3 protein-coding genes are annotated in these 4,537 nt (G+C 62.5%); all 3 read right to left on the minus strand.

Annotation, left to right across the window (positions count from 1 at the left end):
• Window positions 1-340: 340 nt before the first annotated feature.
• A complete protein-coding gene (locus U9980_RS17795) occupies window positions 341-1,678 on the minus strand; it encodes a glycosyltransferase family 2 protein (protein ID WP_322768949.1) in 1,338 nt (445 codons plus the stop codon).
• Between the two features lie 69 nt (window positions 1,679-1,747).
• Window positions 1,748-3,217 (minus strand): ArnT family glycosyltransferase, encoded by a 1,470-nt coding sequence (locus U9980_RS17800; RefSeq protein ID WP_322768950.1) that lies wholly within the window; start codon window positions 3,215-3,217, stop codon window positions 1,748-1,750.
• Between the two features lie 95 nt (window positions 3,218-3,312).
• A partial coding sequence (locus tag U9980_RS17805) for a glycosyltransferase family 2 protein (protein WP_322768951.1) occupies window positions 3,313-4,537 on the minus strand: 1,225 nt, incomplete at its 5' end.

Here is a 4,537-nt window from a genome sequence, read left to right on the forward strand (position 1 = left end):
GGGATCCGTTCTGCAACATATTGGTCGCATCGGCCAGCGCTGCCTGAGACGACGTCAACGCCGGCGCCAGGAGGGCCACGAACATGACCATCAGGGCGAGCATCCCAAACGGCCTGACAGTTTGTCCGCCCCACCTGCGCCGCCACCGGCGACGGCCGCCGGCATCCTTAGCACTCGTCATTGAGGACCACCTTCTCCAGAATTTCTCTGTCGACGTCTCCAAAAGCAGCGGAGCTGCATCCGTTCCGATACACACCGAAAATTGCGGTACCGTTCCCCGCCAACTGAACCGAGTTGGCGACGACCGCAGGATGATCTCCGTAGGCCGCCTTCCAAGGACTCATGCCGAATGCTCGACAAGCACATTGTCGACCGCTTCGGGCTCGACCACCGTCGTCGTGTCCGGTCGACGCGCCGGAGGCTTGTCGGCCCGATTCCTGTATACCAACCGGTCAATGAGTAGGAACCGCAGCGCGAACGCGACGACCAGGGTCAGGAGAGTTCCGGTGCCGGCACCGAGCCCCCACTTCTCCACAAAGAAGGCGAGCAGCGGCAACCGGAAGACCAGATCGCAGCTGTTGAGCAACATGAATGGGGCCATCCGGCGCCGCCAGGAGCCTTTCCGATCATGCCAGACAAGCAACTCGCAGCCAATAAAATTCCACACGTTTGCGATTTGCGTGGCCACGACGGCGGCAATGATGTAGTGCAACCCGGCGGCGGCGAGAATCGCGGTGGTGAGAATGTTCGGTACCAGACCCGTGGCTCCGACCAGCGCAAAGCGCGCCGCTCGCGGGACCCTGAGCCAGAACAGATGCCGGATAAAACGCAGCCCCTCGAATACAGAGGCGTTGGACTCACCCGCATGCCGTTCCGCAAAGGAGTACGGGACTTCCGCCACGGTGACCTTATCCGTACGAACGAGAAGCTCAAGCAGTATCTTGTAACCGCTGGGCTGAAGCTGGTCGAGGCGGAGCGCGTCGACCCGGACCAGAAAGAATCCGCTCATCACGTCGGTTACGCCCCGCAACCGACGGGGAAAAGCCAGCCGGGAAACGAGGTTGGCACCGGATGACACGAACCTACGCACACCGCTGGCCAGCCCCGCCGCGTCCCCGTCCCCGCGGTACCGGCTGGCGATGACCATGTCCGCCTGCTTGACAACCGCGGCGTCATACAACGTCTGCAGTGCCTCCGGCGGATGCTGGAGATCACCGTCCATCACGACCGCATAAGGAGAACGCGACAGGCGGAATCCGTCAACGACGGCACCACCGAGCCCTCCCCAGCGCAGGTCGGGTGAACGGTGGTACAGCCGCACCGTCACGTTGAAACCCTGCCTGACCGCCTCGATTGTCTGTGGGGTGCCGTCGGTGGAGTCGTCCACGAAGAGAACTTCGGCGTCCATACCCTCGAGCGCCGCGTCGACCCGGTTCAGGAGCGCGACGACGTTGGCGGCTTCGTTTCTCGTCGGCACGATCACCGTCAACTGTGGCCGAACCTCGGATTTCACCGCCGAACGTGGCCCGGCAGGTCCAGCAAGCACAGACTGCTGCGCAACCGGACCAGGGCCCAGCTCCCGCCGCGCGGCTGGAACGGCGCCGGCAACGATTCCAGCCGCCGGGACCAACGATTTCATTCTCCGGCTCACGCTACCCCCAGTTCCGGTTGTTCTCATACCGAGCTGGAAGGCATATTTCGACTACCCACCATCCGTTCGGCGCCACTGTCCGGTTACGCTGCCAAGTCATTTGAGCACCTTTCGGATCTCAACAGCGGTCGGGCCGGTACCGAAACGCGCGACTACCTGCGAGTGTTCGACCGCGGTGGCCATAATCGTCAGCCCGAGTGTAGAGATGTCCTGCCGCATGAATGGCGTGAGGACGACGTAGTCCAGGTCCTGCCAGCCTCCCGGTAGCTCGTCCTTTGCCGCAGTATCAAGATCTATTTTGTAATACCAGATCGTGCGCCAAGGCGAGGAGAAACCTGCGTGGTAGACGTCCTGCCACATCGTGTTATCCACGACTATCCGGCTGTCCCTTGGAATTGTGGGGCTCCGCAGATAGGCCACCGCGGCGGCATGCTCAACATTGTTGGACGCGGTGAAGGCTCGGGAGATCCCCGGCTGCCAGGCGAGTCCGAGCACCAGAATGCCAGCGGTCAGCGCCACGACCAGGCCGCCCTCACCGAACCACCGCACCGGCCTGGCGAAACGGTGGGCGAGCGACCAGGCCTGGTCGGCCATCCCGCCCACGCACAGTGCAAGAAAGGGCAACGCCACGATGATGAACATCTGTGGCAGATAACCCTTTCGCAACAGGGTGAACCCCAGCAGCACCACCACCAGCCCGATCGGCCGCAGCCGGCGGACGAGGAGCGCGAGGACGGCGGCGAGCGCGCCCAGAATGAGCAACCACTTGTCGAGGTGCAGCCAGCCGGACACCGTGGCGTGGGCTGACGCGGACGGATCGAACACCGAGCCCGAACCCGCCCGATCCATGAACTGGAAACTCATCGCGGCCTGCAGCGACACATGGATCGGGCCGGCGAACAGCTCACCTTTGAGGATGGCCATCAGCGGATAGACCAGACAGATGAGAATGAAACCCAACCAGAATCCCACGGAGGCGAAGGCCCTGGTCTTCTCAAAACTGGACTGCCAGCCTGCGAGCGCCACGGCGGGCAGGAGTATCGCGGTGGTCTCCTTGGTCAGCACAGTACCTGCCAGAAGTGCCCCGGCCAGCACGTAGTGCCAGAGATGCCGGCGGGGAGTGCTGGCGAAGTAGAAGGCCGCGATGAGCCACGGAATCGCGAGGTTGTCCAGATAGACCTGGCGGAGGAATGTCACGGAGATTGGCGAGCAGATAAACAGGAGCACAGCAAGGACGGCGAAGGGCCGACGTATCCGCAGCCGACGCGCCAGCAGGTAGAGCAGCACGACGGCCACGTCTGCATAGAGAACCATAATGGCACGCCCGGCCGCAACGGTCAGCGGACCCCCATGGAAAATTGGGATCCAGGACAATGCGGCCAGTTGTATCCAGCCGAACGGCGGGTGGTCGTACCAGTAGGTGTACGGTGACAGCGAGCCGTGTGCCCGCACCCATTCAGCCTGCGAGAGGTACGTTCCCTCGTCGTCCTGGACGGTCGGGTAACCGTGGAGGTTGACGAGTAGGGCGATAGTCATGATCGTGATGAGCGCGGCGATGATGGTCATGTCCGACCAACTCCACCGGGGCCGGATCGCCGCTGCCACAGGTGTTCGGACGGCGGTCACGACCGGTTGTGGTAATACTGCGGTCGTGGACACGTTCAGATCCTCCTGACTGCGTCGTCGGCGATTGCGGGTGTGCTCAGGTGGGCGCCGACGTGAGCTGTCTTCTCCCACTCGAAGTTTCCGGCGAAGAAACGGAAGGCCGATCGGACGGCCGCCCACGAGAGAACCAACTGGTAGGCAGGCGTGAAGAACACGAGGCGGGCGTAGTCACGTATCCGGATACGAAAGTCGTAGTCCTGCCCGAACGCCCGGAGAGCGACGACCTCGAACCCGAGCATGCCAACCGTCGGGAGGGTCGGTAGAAACGATATCAGTGTAATGACCATGGAGAAGTCGCCGATGACGGCAGTCAGCAGAGCCACCGGGAGCACCAGCCCCGAGAACGCCTGGCTCATGGGCTGCAGGAGGGTGAATCGGGCCAGGTTTCGCGCCCGGCGCGTCGGCAGCCTTCGCCAGTCGCCCTTGTAGAGCACCTGGATGAAGCCGAGATTCCAGCGGGTCCGTTGCTTCACCAGGGCGTATATCGAGTCTGGCGTCTCCTCCCGGGTGACCAGACGGGGGTCGAAGGCAACACTGATCTTGCGGCCGAGTGCGGACAGGCGAACGCCGAGGTCGCAGTCCTCAGCGAGGCAGTCGCCGTCCCATCCGTTTACTTCGTTGAGGAGTGCCCTACGGACGAAGACGGTATTTCCACCGAGCGGGATGAACTGCTTCTGGGCATGCATGTGCAGCCGCGAACGAAACCAGAAATAGTACTCCAGGCAGTTGCGGAGCGAGTACCAGCTGGATTGAAAATTGATGAGTTGGACCGCGCCCTGAACGACATCGGCACCATTCGCCTGAAAGACTTCATCAACATGGACGAGCAGTTCGGCGGCCGCCAGGGACTCCGCGTCGAAGACTCCTACAATGTCTCCGGTACAGTCGGCCAGGGCGGTGTTCAGCTGGCGTGGTTTGTTCTTGACCTCCGAGTCGTTGACTGAGATCTTCAGGCCCGGATAGGTACCTGCGATCTTCTGGGCCACCGCCACGGTCGAGGGATCATCGTGGCCGACGGCCAGAACGATCTCTACTCGTGGGTGTGTCTGATCAACGAGACGAGCGATTGTCGCTCGAAGGACCGACTCGTTCTCGTGGCGGGCGGGAACGATGATCGAAAAACTGTGGGCGGGTTCGCGGATGGCCGGCAGGTAGAAGGTTTGCTGGTAGGTCTCGGGCGTGCGCCACGCGTAGAGCATCCACCACAGATTGGCGCCGGAC

It is taken from the genome of Protofrankia sp. Cr1 (assembly GCF_963555865.1).
In the GTDB taxonomy this organism is placed as follows: domain Bacteria; phylum Actinomycetota; class Actinomycetes; order Frankiales; family Frankiaceae; genus Protofrankia.

Bases quoted from the DNA above. Each gene is read 5' to 3' on its own strand.
- U9980_RS17795 (WP_322768949.1), bottom strand. From the start codon at position 1,678: ATGAGAACAACCGGAACTGGGGGTAGCGTGAGCCGGAGAATGAAATCG.
- U9980_RS17800 (WP_322768950.1), bottom strand. From the start codon at position 3,217: ATGACCATCATCGCCGCGCTCATCACGATCATGACTATCGCCCTACTC.